This window comes from Rhodanobacter sp. T12-5 (genome assembly GCF_008329435.1).
GTDB lineage: Bacteria > Pseudomonadota > Gammaproteobacteria > Xanthomonadales > Rhodanobacteraceae > Rhodanobacter.
On record NZ_NPKN01000008.1, the window covers coordinates 52,587 to 69,800 of the forward strand.

At 61.4% G+C, this 17,214-nt stretch carries 17 protein-coding genes and 1 other RNA gene; 7 read left to right on the forward strand and 11 right to left on the reverse strand.

Translation table 11 applies throughout. From position 1 onward, the window contains the following. Window positions 1–4: 4 nt before the first annotated feature. The 4 genes from rsmH to rsmI form a co-directional block, all read right to left on the reverse strand. On the reverse strand, window positions 5–952 hold the full coding sequence (gene rsmH, locus CIW53_RS14980) for a 16S rRNA (cytosine(1402)-N(4))-methyltransferase RsmH (RefSeq protein ID WP_277949641.1): 948 nt from the start codon (window positions 950–952) through the stop codon (window positions 5–7). Window positions 953–1,006: 54 nt separating this feature from the next. Then, complete coding sequence (mraZ, locus tag CIW53_RS14985) at window positions 1,007–1,453, reverse strand: division/cell wall cluster transcriptional repressor MraZ (RefSeq protein ID WP_149365527.1); 447 nt, start codon at window positions 1,451–1,453, stop codon at window positions 1,007–1,009. 314 nt (window positions 1,454–1,767) lie between these two features. Beyond that, window positions 1,768–2,145, reverse strand: an RNA gene (rnpB, locus tag CIW53_RS14990) — RNase P RNA component class A. Between the two features lie 92 nt (window positions 2,146–2,237). After that, on the reverse strand, window positions 2,238–3,071 hold the full coding sequence (gene rsmI / locus CIW53_RS14995) for a 16S rRNA (cytidine(1402)-2'-O)-methyltransferase (protein WP_149365528.1): 834 nt from the start codon (window positions 3,069–3,071) through the stop codon (window positions 2,238–2,240). Between the two features lie 358 nt (window positions 3,072–3,429). On the opposite strand from rsmI, the gene CIW53_RS15000 reads away from it, so the two are divergent. Beyond that, window positions 3,430–5,385: a penicillin-binding protein activator gene (locus tag CIW53_RS15000; protein WP_149365529.1), complete on the forward strand. Its 1,956-nt coding sequence runs from the start codon at window positions 3,430–3,432 to the stop codon at window positions 5,383–5,385. Next, on the forward strand, window positions 5,385–5,741 hold the full coding sequence (locus CIW53_RS15005; RefSeq protein WP_149365530.1) for a YraN family protein: 357 nt from the start codon (window positions 5,385–5,387) through the stop codon (window positions 5,739–5,741). Before CIW53_RS15000 ends, CIW53_RS15005 begins: the two co-directional genes overlap by 1 nt. A 108-nt stretch (window positions 5,742–5,849) precedes the next feature. Here the strand turns inward: CIW53_RS15005 and CIW53_RS15010 are convergent, their stop codons facing one another. The 6 genes from CIW53_RS15010 to CIW53_RS15035 form a co-directional block, all read right to left on the reverse strand. After that, window positions 5,850–6,578 (reverse strand): DUF2971 domain-containing protein, encoded by a 729-nt coding sequence (locus tag CIW53_RS15010; protein WP_149365531.1) that lies wholly within the window; start codon window positions 6,576–6,578, stop codon window positions 5,850–5,852. Window positions 6,579–6,649: 71 nt separating this feature from the next. Further along, complete coding sequence (locus tag CIW53_RS15015) at window positions 6,650–8,110, reverse strand: hypothetical protein (RefSeq protein ID WP_149365532.1); 1,461 nt, start codon at window positions 8,108–8,110, stop codon at window positions 6,650–6,652. A gap of 73 nt (window positions 8,111–8,183) precedes the next feature. Continuing rightward, complete coding sequence (locus CIW53_RS15020; RefSeq protein WP_149365533.1) at window positions 8,184–8,588, reverse strand: hypothetical protein; 405 nt, start codon at window positions 8,586–8,588, stop codon at window positions 8,184–8,186. Window positions 8,589–9,016: 428 nt separating this feature from the next. Continuing rightward, complete coding sequence (locus CIW53_RS15025) at window positions 9,017–9,196, reverse strand: hypothetical protein (protein WP_149365534.1); 180 nt, start codon at window positions 9,194–9,196, stop codon at window positions 9,017–9,019. A gap of 239 nt (window positions 9,197–9,435) precedes the next feature. Continuing rightward, window positions 9,436–9,756 (reverse strand): hypothetical protein, encoded by a 321-nt coding sequence (locus CIW53_RS15030; RefSeq protein ID WP_149365535.1) that lies wholly within the window; start codon window positions 9,754–9,756, stop codon window positions 9,436–9,438. Between the two features lie 3 nt (window positions 9,757–9,759). Then, window positions 9,760–10,737: an SOS response-associated peptidase family protein gene (locus CIW53_RS15035; protein ID WP_149365536.1), complete on the reverse strand. Its 978-nt coding sequence runs from the start codon at window positions 10,735–10,737 to the stop codon at window positions 9,760–9,762. A 313-nt stretch (window positions 10,738–11,050) separates the two neighbouring features. Here CIW53_RS15035 and CIW53_RS15040 point away from each other — a divergent pair, with 313 nt between their 5' ends. From CIW53_RS15040 to CIW53_RS15050, 3 genes are all read left to right on the forward strand, one after another. Beyond that, the gene (locus CIW53_RS15040; protein ID WP_149365537.1) at window positions 11,051–11,662 is read left to right on the forward strand and encodes a hypothetical protein; all 612 of its coding nucleotides are present in this window, start codon (window positions 11,051–11,053) and stop codon (window positions 11,660–11,662) included. A gap of 64 nt (window positions 11,663–11,726) precedes the next feature. Beyond that, window positions 11,727–12,542 (forward strand): hypothetical protein, encoded by an 816-nt coding sequence (locus CIW53_RS15045; RefSeq protein WP_172969690.1) that lies wholly within the window; start codon window positions 11,727–11,729, stop codon window positions 12,540–12,542. A 350-nt stretch (window positions 12,543–12,892) separates the two neighbouring features. Continuing rightward, window positions 12,893–13,378 carry a hypothetical protein gene (locus CIW53_RS15050; protein ID WP_149365539.1) on the forward strand — a complete coding sequence of 162 codons (486 nt, stop codon included), beginning with the start codon at window positions 12,893–12,895 and terminating at the stop codon, window positions 13,376–13,378. A 498-nt stretch (window positions 13,379–13,876) separates the two neighbouring features. On the opposite strand, the gene CIW53_RS15055 is transcribed toward CIW53_RS15050, so the two are convergent. Next, the gene (locus CIW53_RS15055) at window positions 13,877–15,385 is read right to left on the reverse strand and encodes a peptide MFS transporter (protein WP_149365540.1); all 1,509 of its coding nucleotides are present in this window, start codon (window positions 15,383–15,385) and stop codon (window positions 13,877–13,879) included. A gap of 270 nt (window positions 15,386–15,655) precedes the next feature. On the opposite strand from CIW53_RS15055, the gene CIW53_RS15060 reads away from it, so the two are divergent. Further along, window positions 15,656–16,519: a DUF3365 domain-containing protein gene (locus CIW53_RS15060; RefSeq protein WP_197736666.1), complete on the forward strand. Its 864-nt coding sequence runs from the start codon at window positions 15,656–15,658 to the stop codon at window positions 16,517–16,519. Between the two features lie 3 nt (window positions 16,520–16,522). Next, complete coding sequence (locus CIW53_RS15065; protein ID WP_149365542.1) at window positions 16,523–17,203, forward strand: toll/interleukin-1 receptor domain-containing protein; 681 nt, start codon at window positions 16,523–16,525, stop codon at window positions 17,201–17,203. Window positions 17,204–17,214: the final 11 nt, after the last annotated feature.

The window sequence follows — 17,214 nt, forward strand, 5'->3', positions numbered from 1 at the left end:
GCCTTCATGCGTGGCCCTCCCGCATGTGCTCATGCGCAGGCAATTTCTCCGCCACGCGCAACACCGCCGAACGCGCGCGCGGGTTCGCCGCCAGTTCGGCGGCGCTGGGGAATTGCGCCTTGCCCACGGCCTTCAATTGCGCCGGCGCGGCCTGCAGCGGCGGCCCGCGCCGGCTGTTCTGCACGCGGCCGGAGTGGTCGCGGATGAACAGCTTCACCGCGCGATCCTCCAGCGAGTGGAAGCTGATCACCGACAGCCGGCCACCGGGCTTGAGCCGTTCCAGCGCCGCGTTCAATCCCTGCTGCAAGGCATCCAGTTCGCCGTTCACGCGAATGCGCAGCGCCTGGAAGCTGCGCGTGGCCGGATGCTTGCCCGGTTCGCGCCGGCCGACCACGCGCTCGATCAGCGCGGCCAGTTGGCCGGTGCGGATGAACGGGGTCGCTTCGCGGTCGGCCACGATCGCGCGTGCGATGCGACGGCCATGGCGCTCTTCGCCGAAATTCCACAGCACTTCGGTGATCTCGCGCTCGCTGGCATGCGCCAGGAAATCCGCCGCGCTCTCGCCCTGGCTGGTATCCATGCGCATGTCCAGCGGCGCATCGGCCATGAAGCTGAAGCCGCGCGCGGCCTCGTCCAGCTGCGGCGAGGACACGCCCAGGTCGAGCAGCACGCCGTCGAGGCCTGCCGCGGTTTCGTCCCATTCGGCCAGACTGGAGAAATTCGCGTGCCGGATCGACACGCGCGGATCGCCGGCAAACTCGGACTGCGCCGCGGCGATCGCGGTCGGGTCGCGATCCATCAGCAGCAGTCGGCCGTCGGGGCCCAGGCGCGACAATATGGCGCGAGCGTGACCGCCGCGACCGAACGTCCCATCGAGATAGCGCCCGCCAGACTGCACTGACAGACCCTCCACCGCCTCACCCAGCATCACCGGGATATGCCGCAATTGCACTTCAGCTGCACTCCCGTCCCGTCCCAAGTGATTTCCGCTGCGCCGCCGTGCCTGTTACAGGCGCAGGCCTGCCATGTCGTCAGTGATGTCGCCTTCGCCGATGCTTTGGCGGATCTTGGCCAGGTGGGCCTGTTCGCTCCACAGCTCGAACTTGTTGCCCATGCCCAGCAATACCGCCTTCTTCTCTATCCCCGCCGCCGCACGCTGGCTGGCCGGCAGCAGGATCCGCGCCGCGCCATCGGGCTCGACCACGGCTGCGGCGCCGACCAGCTTCATCTGCATGTCGCGATGCGCCGCCTTGACCTTGGGCAATGCATTCACCTGATCGCGCACCTGCTCCCACTCCGCGTGCGGGAACAGCCACAGGCAGCCCGGCTCGAACGGGTTGTAGGTAATCACCAGACGATTGGCGCATTCGCCCGCCACCAACTCGCGATACGCGGTCGGAATGGCCAGGCGGCCCTTGTCGTCTACAGTGATGGCGGTTTCGCCCTGGAACACGTCAGCTGACTCCACTAAAACCCACGATTTCACACTGGAACCCACGATAATCTCGCCCCATGAGACTGTCAAGGGAAATTCGCTTGTGAATCAAGGAGTAAAGGCAGAATGCTGACCATACGTGCAGCATATTCTCAGGAACACCAGCAAGGTGTTTGAATGCATGGAATTTTTTATATCGAGCTTTGCAATCATCCAGGCCATAACCGGCCGGAAACTGCGCTCTATCGCGCTCCGCGGATGAATCGCCGTTCACACAGATGCCTCCTGTTACCCGCGCGATCGGTGTCGCGCGGGTGACAGGGGCGTGAAAGAGGTGGAGTCGGCCTGTAAGCCGGGTTCTGTACGTCTTGCGACGCGACAGTCATTCCTCTCGGCCAGGCGTCGCCGCCTGGCTCCAGCAACCTACCCGGGAACAACGCGGGCCGCGTTATCGTTCCCCTATTTGGTCTTGCTCCGAGTGGGGTTTACCGTGCCGTACGACGTTGGCCCCGTACGCGGTGCGCTCTTACCGCACCCTTTCACCCTTACCTGTGCCCGAGCTACCCGAAAGTAGCCGGGCCATCGGCGGTCTGCTCTCTGTTGCACTGGCCGTCAGCTCACGCTGCCCAGGAGTTACCTGGCACTCTGCCCTATGGAGCCCGGACTTTCCTCGATGCGCTTGCGCGCGACGCGACTGTCCGGCCGACTCCACGAGCAAGAATACAGGAGTGAGTGGAGAGGAGTGAGAAACGAGAGAAAAGCCGCCGCGCGCCTGGCTCTCTCTTTTCTCACTCCGCTTCACTCACTTCTCGTAAAGTGCCTTGCGCGGCGCTCCACTGATCGCCGCCGCCAGCTTCGCCGCCTTCGCCGGCGGCAGCTCCTCGCGCAGAATGGCGAAGATGCGCTGGCCCTCGGCGAGCTTCGCATCGACTTCCTCGCCGCGACCCGCGACCAGGATCACATGTTCGCCGCGTTGCTGATCGGGATCGCTGACGACCCGCGCCGCCAGTTCCGCCAGCGGCTCGCCCAGCACGGTCTCGAACATCTTGGTCAATTCGCGCGCCAGCACCGCCTCGCGCTCGGCACCGAATACATCGCGCATGTCGGCCAGGCTCTCGGCGACCCGATGCGACGACTCGTAGAAGATGAGCGTGCGCGCATCGCCGGCCAGCTCCTGCAATCGGCTGCGCCGCGCCGCCGCCTTCGGCGGCAGGAAGCCCTCGAACACGAAACGGTCGCTGGGCAGCCCCGCCACCGACAACGCGGCGATCGCCGCGCACGCGCCCGGCACCGGAATGCAGCGAATGCCGGCCGCACGCGCGGCGCGCACCAGGCGAAAACCGGGGTCGCTGATCAGCGGCGTGCCGGCATCGGAGATCAGCGCCACCGAATCGCCCGCCACCATCCGTCGCACGATCGGATCCACCGCGTCGCGTTCGTTGTGGTCGTGCAATGCGATCAGCGGCGTGTCGATGTTGTGATGAACCAGCAAGGGTCGGCTATGCCGGGTGTCCTCCGCGGCGATCACCGCCACCGCGCGCAAGGTCTCGATCGCACGGACGGACAGATCATCGCGATGACCGATCGGGGTGGCCACTACCCACAGGCAGCCTGACTGAATTGAGAGCCTGTTCATGATCTCCAAGTACCCCGCGTTGTCATCGAGTGGCCGTCAGGTGGTAGTGCGTGGCGCAGCGCCTGACTGGCGGTCAGGTCAAGCCACGCGCTGCCGCATGGCGGCCACTGGATGGCAACCCCAGCACCTATTAATGCCGGGGCCGGGTCTGTTTGCCCACAGGCTGGCGTCATCACTCGGTCGTGGACGGACGTCCACTCCCTCGCTCTTCCTTGGCCTGCACGCAAACAGCTCCCGGCGCGGGGCACTTGGAGATCATGAACAGGCTCTAATGACATCGAGAACTCCTGCGCCGTAAGCCGGCAAGTCGATCGGCTATGATCGCGCATTGACGACCATGACGAACAAGGGATCTCCCATGCGCCTCATGCGCCTTTCGCGCACCGCCGCGACCGCACTGCTGTTGTCCTTGGTGCTGGCCGCATGCGCGCCGATGAACGTGCAGCGCTCGCCGGCCGAGCTCGCCGCCGTCCAGAGCGCGCAGACGCTCGCCCGCCAAGGCCAGTTCGACCAGGCCGCACAGGCTTACCTCGACCTGGCCGGGCAGTACCGCGGCCACGCCGATTCCTATCGGCTGGCGGCGGCGGAAGCATGGCGCCAGGAAGGCCAGATCGAACGCGCCGCGCCGACCCTCGCCGACATCAAGCGCGAACGCCTGAGCGGCGACGAGCCGCTGCGCTTCGACCTGCTGCGCGCGGAGATGGCGCTCGCCCAGCACGACAACGCGACCGCGCTGCGACTCACCACGCAACCGAACGTCACGGTGCCCGCCGCGTTGCAGCTGCGCCTGCTGGAACTGCGCGCGCGCGCGATGCTGGCCAGCGGCGACACGTGGGGCGCCGCCCGCACCCGCGTGCAGATGGACGATCAACTGAGCGGCTTCGACCACGCCCAGAACCGCCAGCAGATCCTCGATCTGCTGACCAAGCTCGGCGTCGCTCCCTTGCGCAATCGCGCCGCCGCGATGAAACCGGGCGACCGCATGCTGCCGTGGGTCAACGAGGCATTGAGCCAACTTGGCGTCACCGTGGCGCAGCCGCCACCGGAGCTGCAGCAAGCCGTCGGCACCCTGTTGCCCGGCGCCGACGCCAACGTGCGCGAGGGCTACAAGGTACCCGCGCAGGTCGCGCTGCTGCTGCCCGGCGACGGCAATTACGCGGCCGCCAGCACCTCGATCCGCGAAGGCTTCTTCGCCGCCTACATCGACGCCGGACGCAACCACGCGCCGCGTCCGTCGGTACGCGTGTACGACAGCCACGGCACGCCCGACGGCGCCGTGCAGGCCTACCAGCAGGCGGTCAGCGATGGCGCCAAACTGGTGGTCGGCCCGTTGACGCGCACGGAAGTCTCCGCCGTCTTCGGCCTGGCGCAACTGCCGGTGCCGGTGCTGGCGCTGAACCACCCCGACGACCGGCAACTGCCCGCCGGCGACGCCAGCGAGTTCGGCCTGCTGCCGGAGACCGAAGGCGCCCAGGCCGCCGATCACATGATCGAACGCGGCGCACGCAAGGCCTACGTGGTGATCTCGGACGACGACTTCGCGCAGCGCGCGGCGAAAGCGTTCAAGGCCGAACTGGCCGCTCGCGGCGGCGAGCTTGCCGGCATGGTCACCCTGCCGACCGGCGCGAGCAATTACGCCGACGCGATCGCCGCACTGCACGCGCCCGTCGCCGCGACGATCACCGCCACGCCGTCCGACACCAGCCCGGCCGACGCCAGCACCAGTCCTTCCGGCGCCACCGCCAGCCCCGTCGCCAGCGACGGCAGCGGCATCTTCATCAGCATGCGTGCGCCGCAGGCGCGGCTGCTGCTGCCGCAACTGCGCATCGCGCGCGTCAACCTGCCGGTATTCGCCACCTCGCATGCCTATGAAGGCAGCGACGACGTCGCCGCCAACAGCGACCTCAACGGCCTGGAGTTCTGCGACGCGCCGTGGCTGTTCGACGCCCAGCCCGGCCTGCCCAACCACGACGACATCGCCGCCCAGCTGCCCGCCGCCCGCGGCGGCGGCGCGCGACTGTTCGCGTTCGGCATGGACGCATGGAACCTGGTGCCCTACCTCGACTGGCTGCGCGCCCACCCGGGCAGCTACATGCCCGGCGCCAGCGGCCAGCTCGCCGCCGACCAGTTCGGCCGCGTGCGCCGCGTGCTGATCTGGGCGCAATTCCAGAACGGCCTGGCCCGCCCCCTGGGCGGCAGCCTGCAGATGGACGACATGCCCTCCACCGCACCGCCCGCCAGTATGCCGGCACCGGCCAGCCCGTCGTCGTCGAGCGGCGGCTTCGAGCCGATCACCCAGCCCATCACAGGCTGATGCGCGCCGCCGGCAACGAGTTCGAGCAGCGCGCCTGCATCGAACTCGAACGCGCCGGCCTCACACTGCTCGCGCGCAACTACACCACCCGCCACGGCGAACTGGACCTGGTGATGCGCGACGGCGACACCGTCGTCTTCATCGAGGTGCGCTACCGCAAAAGCGCCAGCCACGGCGACGCCGCCACCTCCGTCACCACCAGCAAACAGGGCAAGCTGATCCTCGCTGCGCAACACTGGCTGGCCGCGCATCCGCAACACGCGCGAGGCGCTTGTCGTTTTGATGTGGTGAGTTATGACGGGCCGGCGGAGGCTGTTCGCCGTGAATGGTTGCGTGGGGCGTTTGAGGCGGAGTAATTAACCTACTGACACCCGGAGCCGTCCGCTATCGGCCAGGAACTAACGTTCAACGCTGGAGTTGAGCGGCGGCGGCGCCGTCCGCCTCGAACCAATTGTTAGCCAGCATCACGTGTACCTCGGGACACCAAGCATGCTTGAAACGCGAATTCGCTCGCCTAGGCCAGCCTGCTCCGCAGCCCGCCTTATGACCTCAATCGACGGCGGATCAAGAGAGGGCCCAAGAAATATGCGATCCACGAGCACGTCAAGACTGAAAGGAACCCTGATTCCTTGCTCTGGGACAGACACGCCGAACTCTTCAGCGAAGCTAAGCGATATGCCGAGACGGAACTCGCGCTCCCAGGAGAATGCCATGTGCTTGTGCCAAAACCTCGCTAGTGAGTTGACTCGAAGCCTCTCTTTAAGCAGATCAACATACGTTACGTTGCCGCCCCACAAATCTTCGCCCTTATGTTGTGGCTCCAAACGGAAAGTTGCTGCCGCTTCTGACAGACGCCCCGGAGTTGTGCGAATCGCAACTCCCTTCCAAGCACCAGCGTAAAGTTGCCACATTGCATCGCTTTCGTATGACGAACGATGCCAACAACTTATCTTTGTTAGCCGCCGAAGCTCCTCAAATGCACGCTCACCAAGTTCACCGTCGAGCGGGTAGCGAGGATCGATATAGGCCCCCGGCGGTAGTATGGCGGTTGCGCCCTCGAATCGGTCTGGAAACTGACGGGCAGCAGCAAAGTAGAGCTCAGCTGTCTGCATAAGGTCGACGAATCGCTCCGTCTTGAAGTATCGCCACAGATGCTCGTCTTGATCGATTGCTTCATCGGTTGCGTTGCGCAAAAATCACCTCTGCTGGATAACACCTGAATTATTCCGAGCCCGAAGCGGCTTCGGCTAATGAACGTTAGCCCTCACGCCTTTGACGCGGAGACTTTTGGGGACGCATCAATTACGATGATGTTCTCGGCGTCCTCAATCTTTAGCTTCCTCAAAACCCTACCAACACGTGCAATTTCAGGCCTTGTATAGCAGAGGATCACCGCGATATCGGTGATTGCTTTGGACGCCTTCTTATAGATGGCGGCTTGATTTTTGAGATTTCGCTCAAGGGATGATGAGCCGCCGAGCTTGAACTCGACGATTGTTGAGTCTCTCTCTCCAAACGAAATTTTATAATCGGCCGGGCCTCGGCCATTGTTCACTTCCGCATTTACGTCGTATGGAGATGAAAACCAGGTAAGACGAAATATGCGCTGGACAGACTCTTCTTGAGCTATTGGTTTACCGTCTTTGTAGAAAACCCGATAGCCATCATTGTTTTCTATAACGTCCTTAAGGAATTTGGCTCTAGCCAGGGCCTCACCGTAACTAGTCGTAGGCGTTCTATAGAACTCACTCTCCTTGAAGAGGGCTCGAACCAGCTGTCCGATGGTTTCAATAATCTCCGATTTAAACTTTTCTACCTTCTCGGCGGAGATGGCCGATGCGCGATCTTTGTTCTTCTCTTGGTGATGAATGTAGTAGTCTAGGATTTCAGGGAACCTTTCGACTGTCTTATCGATCGCGTACTCAACTTCGTCGCGCTTCGGATTTGCTGGCAACTTTGATGCGAAGAACTCGTTTATCGAGTTCCTAAGAGTCGTGTTGTCAAGGGAATTTGTGACGGATCTGAATTGACTCACAAAGCTGGAGTGTGAGATGAAAGCCTCGTCTTTGCTCAGGATATCCAGTGGCGTCAGAACGATGAAGTCACCGCTATAGCCATCCCGGTAGAAGTATGGGAGTTCGAAGCTTCGCGGCTGCCATACTTTCAGCTCTGCGTCATATGAGCACCTGACACTGAACCGTGCTCTTTGATAAGGCTTTAAATACTTCTTGGCGAAGCGCTCCGTATACTCAAGCAAATATTCAAGGGCCAAGTTAGCCGTGAAATCGCTAATGAAGTCACGCCCGATCCCTGACCCTACAAGTGTTAGTTTTTCGATGTGGGACGATTCGAGAATATCTTCCTCGCCAAAGTTGCGATAGAAGCCTCGAAAGGCTCTTATTAGGCTCTTGGCAAACTTTGGCCCTAATCCTCGACCGTTGTTGCCCCACTTGCAGACGCCCAGCCAGTTTTGTTTGACCTCGGGGAATTTGAATAGCTCTTCGTTTGGTGAGCTTGTTGAAAGAGCCACTCCTTTTAGCTCAAGCAGGTGCCCAACAATTCTTTTGTGAAGCGATTTGTATTCCGGCTTACTCGAAGCAAACAGTAGGAATGGGTCAATGAAGAGGGGTAGATCTGCTTCCACGCAGATGTTCAACGTCCCAAACTTTTGGAGCACACCAGGCTGAATCTCGAAATAGTCGGAAAAAAACAGCTGGGGATTCATGATGTGACCAGTCAGGACTAACGTTGGAGTTGAGCGACGGTGCAGCCGTCAGCCTCAGATGAATGGTTAGCGCTCACCACCGGCAAGCCCCATACAACGCAATGCCAAGCCCGAAGAGAAGCTGGGCTACGAGCAGCACGCGGATCGCAAACGTGTAGCGAACATACTTGCCTTGCAAAGTTGCGTCGAGCGCGAAGAGCCGGTGCGTCTCGGGAAACGATGACTCAATTTCCTTGAGCGCAGGAATTGTGAGATTGAGTAGTTGGCGGCTACGCGCATCTACGAGCCAGAAAACGAAGGCAAGTACGACGATAAAGACGCCAAGAAGCAGCAGTAGTTTGGGGTTGAGCCCTTTTTCCAAGGCGGTGAAGACGCCGCCGTCGGCAAAAATTGAGAGGAGGACAAAGAAGTTGAACCCGCGCAAACGCTGCTCGGCATTGAACTTGAAGTGGTCCCATACGAGATCGCGACCGTCCACCGAACCTTCCCCTGTGAGTGTTAACGCTTGGTAGCCCCCAGAAACGAGGTGTTGCACCGAGTATGCGGCCCATTTTCTAACCGTTCAAGCGGCGAATTTTCGCGACTGGTCTTACGCTTGCGGTCAAAAATCGAAGTCGGGCTCGGTGCGCGATGCCAGAGTTACCCGGCACTTTCGAGGGTGTATGAGTTACGCAGGCTAGTGTGCGGGTATAGAACGACGCGGTTGCTAGATATTTTGGCGGAGACTGCATTCTCAACAGCTGCTAGGGGGCCTGCCCCGTTAACGCGGGCGGTTCAAAAAAAAGACGATGACAATCAGCGTCAGATTTGGGTCGGAAGCCGACGGTGCGAAGCAGTCCGCCTTGAACGATTTACCAGCCGTCATCCGGCTGAACAACTGAGCGACGATTGCCCCGATTGGAACGGTCAGTATGCCTGCGGCATCGCATCCGGTGCCCATCTTTGCAGCTCGGCATGCACGTCCGCAATTTGGAGCATGGCGATCATCTCATCCGCCTGGGCCCGACTGGCAAACTTCATCACGGCCTCGCCGGCGTCGGTGTCATACACCATGAAACCGTCGGGTGCTGGCTGGACTTCGAGCATGGTCGGCGCTTCTCAAAAACGGCGCCTGACACTCAGGCGCGAAGGGTTGAGGCTATCGGGGCACGAAAGCCCCACCATGAGGAATGCCCCGATTCGTCGGTTCCGCCTGACCTTGTGATGTCGGCAACGCCGGACGTCCGGTCGGTTTGTTCCTGACTAACGGGGCACTTACAGATTGCACGGACGGAGGCTTGGCATGCATCGGCGGCGAGCGTCGGCGCGTGTAGGGTATGGCCTATCTAGCGTCCCGTTGCTGGCGTCGGATGCGCGTCGGGATACGTCGGCGTCGTGTCCCAACCTGGGACACTCCGGGATCGGATGTCGTCGCCTATCCGGATGCGTTCCCACATCCCAAGCTCGCGGACATCGAAGCTCCCGATCGCGATGCCGTACCAACCTTGGCGATGCGCCAGCGCGCCGGTGGTGCCTTCAAGTGTCACAGTGCCGTGGTAGATCCAGCCGTGCACATTGCGAGACGCGTCCGGCGGCGCAGCGTGAGGTCGCCAGTCGGCCAGCAGATCGTAAGAGAAGGACTTCGCGCGATGAACCTTGCGGGCCATCGCCTAAGCCGCCACTTGGTGTTCGTAATACGGCCGCTCGCGGTCGTCGAGGATGCCTATCTGCGCCGACAAGTTCATCGCGTCCGGATTTAACCAGGCGTCAATGTTCTCCTGTCGAAGCGGAACGATGCAGCGGTCGTGCCCCACAGCGGCCACCTCCGGCGGTGGCTCATCTGTTATGGCTGCGAACGTGTAGAACCCAGGATTGTCACCAGCCGCCTCGACATATGTCCACAAACAGGCGACGAAGAGCTCTTGGCGGGTCGAAGGCGTGAACATCACTTCAATATTCTGCTCGCGCTCCCCGGGCACCAGTGCCCGCTGTTGCAGGTCGTGCAGATGCACACTCTCATAAAAGCGATCCACAACCATGACGCCGTGGCCGTAGCCGAACACGTTGCGCCAGACCGTCGATAGCTTGTCTCGACGCGCGTTGTACGTACCCGGCTTCTCGATCTCATCCGCTTCCGTCCAACCCGGCAGGCGGCAGCGATAGCGCATCGGGACAATCATGCGCTCGCCGCTTTCCGGATCGCAAATAAGCACCGGCGCGAAATGGCCAGGCCAAATGCGGTCGACACCGTCCGCCGGCGAGGGCGACGCCATGTCCTCAAGCTTCTTCTTTCCGGCCTCGATCTTGTTGGTTGCCACTCTGCGATCGTACTCGGCTTTCTTGGTTGGCTTGGGCGACGCAAGCTTGGCGTTGGCCTCGACCAAGCGTGCCTCCTGAACCCCAATCTCCGACGCGATCAAGGCGATCGCCTCCGTATCGGCAGCTCGTGCCGCACTTATAGTTTCGACGTCCAATGTGCCGCTGGCGGCATCGGTGATGGCGCTCCGCATGGCCTTCGGGACGACCTTGATCCACGAGCCCTTTTGCTTGGTCCAGCCGACTAATTTGGCAAACTCTTTGATATTGAGCTTGCCGCCGAAGCGCGCGTATTTTGTAAAGTCATCCCAGATTTGCGCCGAATAACACATGGGACTGCCCGCCGCCTCCGAAGTTGGTGGTCAGGATAACGGCGACCCGTCTCACGCGCTCGGATTGTTGACGCATGGTTCCGCCAGCCGACCTGATCATTGGCGGCAGCCGCCTTCGAAAGTTGAAGCTAAAGGAACGCAGTACGAATAAACCGTCAGCGTTGAACCGAAACCTAAGCGGGCGGTTGGACGCGCGAAAATTTCACAGAAGCTTGAGACACGAGGAGCTAAAGTCCAAGCCCTTTTTCTCCACTGTATCCTTGAGCTCCTCGGGGGCCTCATGAGACACGCAGTATTGGTCTTAAGCTGCATCTTGGCTGCAACATTGAGTGCTTGCAGCAACGGCGTAAGGAGGGGCCAACGACCAGGGGACCAAGGGGGCGGTCAGACGTCGAAAATCGCGCCGTACAGTTGCCAAAATCCGAAATGTGATGACGCAGATGCCCTTGCAGCGCTCGATCTTGCGCTTAAGACCTGCACTTCAACCCAAAACCTATACGAAAAGCGCGGGTTTAATTCCAAGCGATTTCACTTCGGCATCGCCCTAGTAGGGGCTTTAGCCGGAGCAGTTGCGGCACCTTTGGCAAAAGGGTCCGGAACGGCTGCTTGGTCGGGCGTTTCCGGCGCAGCGAACGGCATTCAATCCCAGTTTGATGAGCAGTTCTCTTACGCGATCACCGTACAGGAGCGTGCCGCTATCGCCGATGCCATGACGGCCGGCACGGCAACCTTTCAGAAGGACCACGACAGTTCTTCTCGCGTAGCGGACGCGAACATCATGGCTAACAACTGTCGTGTAGCTTCCTCCAAGGCAGACAAGGCCGTGCTCGATGCCATCTCCTCGGCGGCAGCAAAGGTCCAAGAGTCAGACAAAAGAATTATCGATGCGCAGCGCGGCAGCACGCAGTCCAAAAATATTCCTTAGCAAGAATAGCGAGGTAATTGGTCTCGCGCCTCCTAATACCGTTTTTGATCAAGGAGTGCCTACGATGAACGTGAACCTTTGTGTCGTCGGGGTGTGGATGTCGCTGGCGGTATCCGGGATTGCTCTCGCAGAGGAACCGGCCTGTCGAATCGATCACCTCAACACGGTGCCCGTTGACCGTGTAAAGCAAGACTTCGTGAAAAATTTCTGCGCGCATAGTAAAAACTGTTCGGCGCGATGGAAGAATTTTAGCTGGCTGCTTGATAAGGTCTTGAACGATGCAGAAGTGCCGAACGTTGGCACCGCTGCCTACTTGCTCGCCACTGCGGTAGGTGAAACAGCGGTGATTGACTTTACGCCAGGTCACGAAATTCAAGGGCACGCCAACGCGGATAGTGACTACATGAAACCTATTGGAGGCACGATATACAAGGGTCGAGGCTGGGTGCAGCTCACCGGTTACTATAGGTACGATAAGATTGGCAAGATGCTGGGCATAGACCTCCTTCACAACGCAGATCTCGCGACAAAACCAGAGATCGCATACACCATTCTGGCGAAAGGGATGATTAAGGGGTGGTTCGAACCATATCGAACCGATGCCGCGGGCGGCGTGACTAAACCCGAAACCCCAATTTTGATTAGCGATTTTATCACTGACACCGAGGTCGACTACGATCGTTCGCGTGCTGTGATCAACGCCAACTGTCGAAAGGCAGTTCGCAAGCGCAGCCAGTGCGCGATACCCGATACTCCATTCAAGACGGGGCTTTACATCCCTAAGGCAAGTGAACTCAATCGCGCGAAAGAGATCGGGGGCTACGCGAGGCAGCTGGAGAGGATGTTGTGCGACGCAAGTAGGGGAACCCGGGCAATCTAGTTCCCGTTATCTTCTTACTCGATTACGTAGACGGCCATGTGCACCGCAATACAGATGATGTGGTCGCCCTGCTTCGTCGGTTCCGCCTGACTTCCCGATGTCGGCAAACGCCTGGCGTCTAGTCGGTTTGTTGTTCCTGACTCACAGAGCGGCCCTAGGATCGCGTCCAACCCATATTTGCTAAAGCGGATATCACCTTGGCAACAAGTAGGGGATGCCTGATCCGCCATGTGGTCTGAAGCGTTAATCCTTTTCCTACACGATGTCACGCCCCAAGCCTGCAGTAGACCACTGATACGATTTCCATGCCGCCATTGGGGCGGCTTTTTTTTTAAGACAAGGAGAGTTTCATGGCTTATGACAATCGCGTCGATGCAGTCCTATCAGATGAAGACGTGACCACTATCCAGACAGCACTGACCAGCATCCGCGGCGTATTGCCATTCTTGGTAACTCTGTCCGGACAGGAGCGGCGCGAACTGGCGAAGATGGGGCCGAAGTCCGTGGGTTTTGATGAGAAGTGCGCGACTTACATGAACAATCGCCCTGAGTTTGCACCAGGCTTCGTCGATGTCGCTGAGGTACAAAAGGTTCGGGCGCTTCGCTCGCAGCTACTTCGCTTCACGATGGAACTTCAAACGCTGTCCAGTTGCGCCGACGATACCCTGCAACTGGTGTCCAGTGAGGTTTGGCTGGCTGACCTGGACTATTACAAAGGCGTCCGCGAAGCGGCCAAAACCGGGCAAGCTGGGGCACAGGATGCCTATGACGATCTTCGCGTGCGCTTTCCTGGACCACGGGGCAATCGTACCGCGCCAGCTTCAGTAGCGGCCTGACGGACATGCCGGCGGATCCACGCCTCGCGTACCCGCCGGCGTCTTCGGGTCGAATTTCGCGTCCATGCGCGCTACATGGACGACGTGTAATTTTTCATGGCCGTTCTATCAAGCCACTTGGACGGCCAGTGGCTCTTCATGAACGTTCTATTGCGCCACATGGACGGCCAGAGTTTCTTCATGAACGTTCTATTTCGCGACGTGGACGCCCAGTGATTCTTCATGGACGTTCTATCTAGCCAGATGGATGCCCATCTATTTTTCATGAACGTTCTATTGCGCCACAAGGGCGGCCACTGAATTTTCATCGATGTTCTATTGCGCTACATAGCCGTCCAGTAATTCTTCATGAGCGTTCTGTTGCGCTACGTGGACACTGATCCGGGCAACCCTACGCAAACTCCCTCGACACGCTAGCTTCCCTTGCAGGCGCCGGGAGTTGCGCGATTCAACCCGCGCTGCATCGCGCTCAAAGCGGCTGCAAACGGGTCACGTCGCTCACCTCACCCCGTGCATCAGCTTGTTGATCAACGGCGCAAGTACGAACAACAGCACACCGCCGCCGAGCAGAATCCAGAAGCCCATGGTGTAGCCGGACAGCGCCGAGTCCACCGTCATGCCGCTCTCGCCGCTGACGTGACCGGCGAACAGGCCGGACAGGTTGTTGCCGATGGCGGTGGACAGGAACCAGCCGCCCATGCCGAGGCCGACCAGGCGCACCGGGGCCAGCTTGGTCACCATCGACAGGCCGATCGGGGACAGGCACAGCTCGCCGGCGGTCTGCAGCACGTAGCACAGCACCAGCGTCCATAGCGGGATCAGCCCGTCGCCGCCGACCAGGTGGGACAGCGCGTACATCAGCACGGCGAAGCCGAGCGCGTTGCCGATCAGGCCCAGGCCGAACTTGCGCGGGATCGACGGCTCGATGCGGCGCTTGTCCAGCCACGCCCACACCAGGGTGACCAGCGGCGCGAGCAGCACGATGGCCACCGGGTTGACCGACTGGAACCAGCCGATCGGGAACTCCCAGCCGCCCAGGTTGCGGTCGACGATGTGCTGCGCCAGGAAGTTGAACGAGCTGCCGGCCTGCTCGAAGAACATCCAGAACAGCACGTTGAAGGCGAAGATGATCAGCATCGCGATCACCCGCTGGATCTGCACGCGGCCGGTGCGGATCGCCTCGACCACCAGCATCACGCCCACGCCGACGAACAGCACGGTCAGCAGCCACTGGATCGCCACCGCGCCGGCCTTGTCCATCAGCAGGTAGACCAGCGGGATCGCCACCAGCACGCCGAGCGCCACGTACACCACGCGCATGCGGCTGGACTGCTCCGGGGCCGGACGACCGACCGGGCCGAGCTGACGGCGACCGAACCAGAACCACACCAGGCTGATCAGCATGCCCACGCCGGAGGCGGCGAACACCACGTTGTAGCTGTGGTGGCCGGGCGTGCCGAACACCTTGTTGGCGAGGATGCTGGTCAGCACCGGCGCGATCAGCGCGCCGGCGTTGATGCCCATGTAGAACAGGGTGAAGCCGCGGTCGCGGCGCGAGTCGCCCTGCGTGTAGAGCTGGCCCACCATCGAGGAGATGTTCGGCTTGAACAGGCCGTTGCCGACGATGATCGTGGCCAGCCCGAGCATGAATACCTCGTGGATCGGCACCATGATCATGAACAGGCCGGCCGCCATCACCACCGCGCCGAGCAGGATCGAGCGCTGGTAGCCGAGGATCTTGTCGGCCACGTAGCCGCCGAACACCGCGGTGGCGTAGACCAGCGCCAGGTACGCACCGTAGGTGCGGCTGGCATCCGCCTGGCCGGCGACGTCGCCGTTGTAGAACTGCGCCACGATGTACAGCGTGAGCGCCCAGCGCATGCCGTAGAACGCGAAGCGCTCCCAGAACTCCGACATGAACAGCATCCACAACGGACGCGGATGGCCGAGCAGTTGCGGGTAGTCGGGTAGTGCGCCGATGGCGTCGGGACGTGCGGTGTTGCCCATGCGGTGAAACCCCTGGTTGTGGGTGAATCGCAAGATATTGCGAACGGCCAGATGTAACCGGAGGCAGCGCGCCCGTCAAATGCGCTGCAGCACGCGACCGGGCGCAGTGAGCTGCGCCAGTGATGGCGACATGAAAAGTGCAGTCTTGCCGGCGCGTTGGGGGCATAATCGCGGCGGATGGCGCCCTGCGGGCGCCAGCGTGGTTCCAGCGACAGTGAACACGGTCGGATCGAGGCCCGGGGACCCGCGCTCCCGCCATCGGAGTCTGGTGTGCTGCTGCGGATCAACCTGATATTGCTTGTCGCCTTCGCGCTCGGCATGTTCGCGATCTCCATCGTCGTGACCTCGACGTTGCAGGAAAACGCCACGCGCGAGGTGCTTGCCCAAGCCGGTTTGATGCTGGACAGCGCCGCGGCCATCCGCTCCTACACGGAAACCGAGATCGGGCCGCTGCTCGACGAGAAGATGGTCACCGCGTTTCGCCCGCAGAGCGTGCCGTTCTATGCCGCGACGCAGAACTTCCTCACCTTGCACAAGAAGCATCCCGACTACTCCTACAAGGAAGCGACGCTCAACCCGACCAATCCACGCGACCGCGCGACCGACTGGGAGGCGGACATCGTGCAGCGCTTCCGCAACGACTCCGCCGCCCGGCAAGTGAGTGGAACACGCGACACCCCGATCGGCAGAGTCCTCTACATGGCGCGCCCGATTCACGTCGAGACCGGATGCCTGGGCTGTCACGGCCTGCCTTCGGCGGCACCGGCAACGATGCTCGCGCGCTATGGCAGCGACAACGGCTTCGGCTGGCAGGCCAACGAGATCGTCGGTGCGCAAATCGTCTCGGTGCCGTTCGCCGACGCAGAGTCGAGCGCCGGACGCGTGCGCCGTAACGTGCTGACCGCCATCGCCGCGATGCTTGTTTGCGTACTGCTGGTCGTCAATGCCTCGCTCTATGTGCTGGTCATCCGCCCGGTGCGCCGGATCGCACGGATCGCCGACCAGGTCAGCCTCGGCGATACCTCGGCCGCGGAATTTCCGAGCGGCGGCGGACGCGAGGTGGCGGCGCTGTCGGCTTCCTTCAACCGCATGCGCAAGAGCCTGGACAAGGCGCTGCGGATGCTTGGCGACTGAGCCGTGACACACATATTCGTCAGCTATTCGCAGCCGGACCGGGAAGCCGCTTTCGTTCTCGTGCAGCGCCTGGAGGCGCGTGGCATCGGCGTGTGGATCGCGCCGCGCGACGTGTCCCCGGCGGCCGACTGGGCTGCCGAAATCATCGACGCGATTTCCAGTGCGCGCCTCATGGTTCTGGTTTTCTCCGGCAGCAGCAACGACTCGGGCCAGGTGCGCCGCGAGGTCGAGCGGGCCGTGCACAAGCAGTTGCCGATCCTGCCGTTCCGGATCGAGGATGTACTGCCATCGAAGAGCCTGGAGTATTTCCTCAGCGCACAGCACTGGATGGACGCGTTCCCGCCACCCATCGAGCCGCACATCGATCGCCTGTGCGATTACCTCGACACGGCCCTGGGCAGATCCGTCGCGCGCGACCTGCCAGTGGAACAGCGGCCATTGCGAGGCACCGGCCCGGCCGACATCGCCCATCCGGCCGCCGGTGTCGATGCCGCGCACTTGCGCCTGCTGGAGGTCGAACTCGCCAGGCGCATCGGACCACTGGCCGGGCACCTGATACGTCGGGCCGCGCAGGAGGGCGGCGATCTGGATGCCATGGCGCAGCGCCTTGCACCGGAAATCGATGGCGAGTCGGAACGACGGCTGTTCCTCGCAGCCTGCTGGCGGATCGGCAAGGGCACCTAGCGGCCGGGGCT

Bases quoted from the DNA above. Each gene is read 5' to 3' on its own strand.
- CIW53_RS15050 (WP_149365539.1), top strand. From the start codon at position 12,893: ATGGCTTATGACAATCGCGTCGATGCAGTCCTATCAGATGAAGACGTG.
- CIW53_RS15015 (WP_149365532.1), bottom strand. From the start codon at position 8,110: ATGAATCCCCAGCTGTTTTTTTCCGACTATTTCGAGATTCAGCCTGGT.
- CIW53_RS15055 (WP_149365540.1), bottom strand. From the start codon at position 15,385: ATGGGCAACACCGCACGTCCCGACGCCATCGGCGCACTACCCGACTAC.
- CIW53_RS15030 (WP_149365535.1), bottom strand. From the start codon at position 9,756: ATGGCCCGCAAGGTTCATCGCGCGAAGTCCTTCTCTTACGATCTGCTG.
- CIW53_RS15005 (WP_149365530.1), top strand. From the start codon at position 5,385: ATGCGCGCCGCCGGCAACGAGTTCGAGCAGCGCGCCTGCATCGAACTC.
- CIW53_RS15035 (WP_149365536.1), bottom strand. From the start codon at position 10,737: ATGTGTTATTCGGCGCAAATCTGGGATGACTTTACAAAATACGCGCGC.
- CIW53_RS15000 (WP_149365529.1), top strand. From the start codon at position 3,430: ATGCGCCTCATGCGCCTTTCGCGCACCGCCGCGACCGCACTGCTGTTG.
- rsmI (WP_149365528.1), bottom strand. From the start codon at position 3,071: ATGAACAGGCTCTCAATTCAGTCAGGCTGCCTGTGGGTAGTGGCCACC.
- CIW53_RS15025 (WP_149365534.1), bottom strand. From the start codon at position 9,196: ATGCTCGAAGTCCAGCCAGCACCCGACGGTTTCATGGTGTATGACACC.
- CIW53_RS15045 (WP_172969690.1), top strand. From the start codon at position 11,727: ATGAACGTGAACCTTTGTGTCGTCGGGGTGTGGATGTCGCTGGCGGTA.